Raw genomic sequence first — 1,288 nt, 5'->3', positions numbered from 1 at the left:
CCCCCCCCCCCCCCCCCCCCCCCCCCCCCCCCCCCCCCCCCCCCCCCCCCCCCCCCCCCCCCCCCCCCCCCCCCCCCCCCCCCCCCCCCCCCCCTCCCATCCCCCCCCCCCCCCCCACACCTACACTAGGTTCTCTTCGTCGGCAGCGTCAGATGTGTATAAGAGACAGCGCCCGCGCCGGCCGCCGGCCCGGTCGAGGTGAAGGTCCCCGACATCGGCGACTTCAAGGACGTGGCCGTGATCGAACTGCTGGTCAAGCCCGGCGACACGGTCAAGGCCGAGCAGTCGCTGATCACGGTCGAATCGGACAAGGCGTCGATGGAAATCCCGTCCTCGGCGGCCGGCGTGCTCAAAGAGCTCAAGGTCAAGATCGGCGACACGGTCAACATCGGCGACCTGATCGCGGTCCTCGAAGGGGCGGCGGCCGCCAGCCCCGCTGCCCAACCCGCGCCGCAGAAGGGCGAGGGGGCAAGCGCCCCCGTTTCCTCTCCCTCTCCCGCAAGCGCGGGAGAGAGCCGCGGGGAGGGCGCGGCCGCACCGGCGGCGCACAAGCCCACCGAGGCCCCCACCGGCAGCCTGCCGCATGCTTCCCCCTCGGTGCGCAAGTTCGCGCGCGAACTCGGCGTGCCGCTGGAAGAGGTCAAGGGCTCCGGCCCCAAGGGCCGCATCACGCAGGACGACGTCCGGAACTTCACCAAGGCCGTGATGAGCGGCGCCGCCAGCACCAAGGCCGCCGCGGCCAAGGCGCCTGCCGGCGGCGACGGCGCGGCGCTGGGCCTCATTGCCTGGCCCAAGGTCGACTTCGCCAAGTTCGGCCCGGTCGAGCGCAAGGACCTGTCGCGCATCAAGAAGATCAGCGGCGCCAACCTGCACCGCAACTGGGTGATGATCCCGCACGTCACCAACAACGACGAGGCCGACATCACCGAACTCGAAGCCTTCCGCGTCGCCACCAACAAGGACAACGAGAAGAGCGGCGTCAAGGTCACCATGCTGGCCTTCGTCATCAAGGCCGTGGTCTCGGCGCTGAAGAAGTTCCCCGAATTCAATGCCAGCCTGGACGGCGACACGCTGGTCTACAAGCAGTACTTCCACATCGGCTTCGCGGCCGACACGCCCAATGGGCTGGTGGTGCCGGTGCTCAAGGACGCCGACAAGAAAGGCATCCTGCAGATCAGCCAGGAAATGGGCGATCTGGCCAAGAAGGCGCGCGACGGCAAGCTCGGCGGCGGCGACATGAGCGGCGGCTGCTTCTCGATCAGCTCGCTCGGCGGCATCGGAGGCACGC

The 1,288-nt window shown here is 70.2% G+C and carries 1 protein-coding gene and 1 pseudogene; both read left to right on the top strand.

The window, feature by feature from the left end:
- A partial coding sequence (locus tag JHD63_RS22585) for a hypothetical protein (protein ID WP_198973031.1) occupies positions 1-202 on the top strand: 202 nt, incomplete at its 5' end.
- A pseudogene (locus JHD63_RS22580) lies at positions 169-1,288 on the top strand (2-oxo acid dehydrogenase subunit E2); the annotation flags it as partial. The gene JHD63_RS22585 and the pseudogene JHD63_RS22580, both read left to right, overlap by 34 nt.

The sequence above is a fragment of the Xylophilus sp. ASV27 genome (assembly GCF_016428875.1).
Classification (GTDB): domain Bacteria; phylum Pseudomonadota; class Gammaproteobacteria; order Burkholderiales; family Burkholderiaceae_C; genus Xylophilus.
Note: the sequence above shows the minus strand (reverse complement) of the source record. Positions and strands in the feature narration are given on the sequence as shown.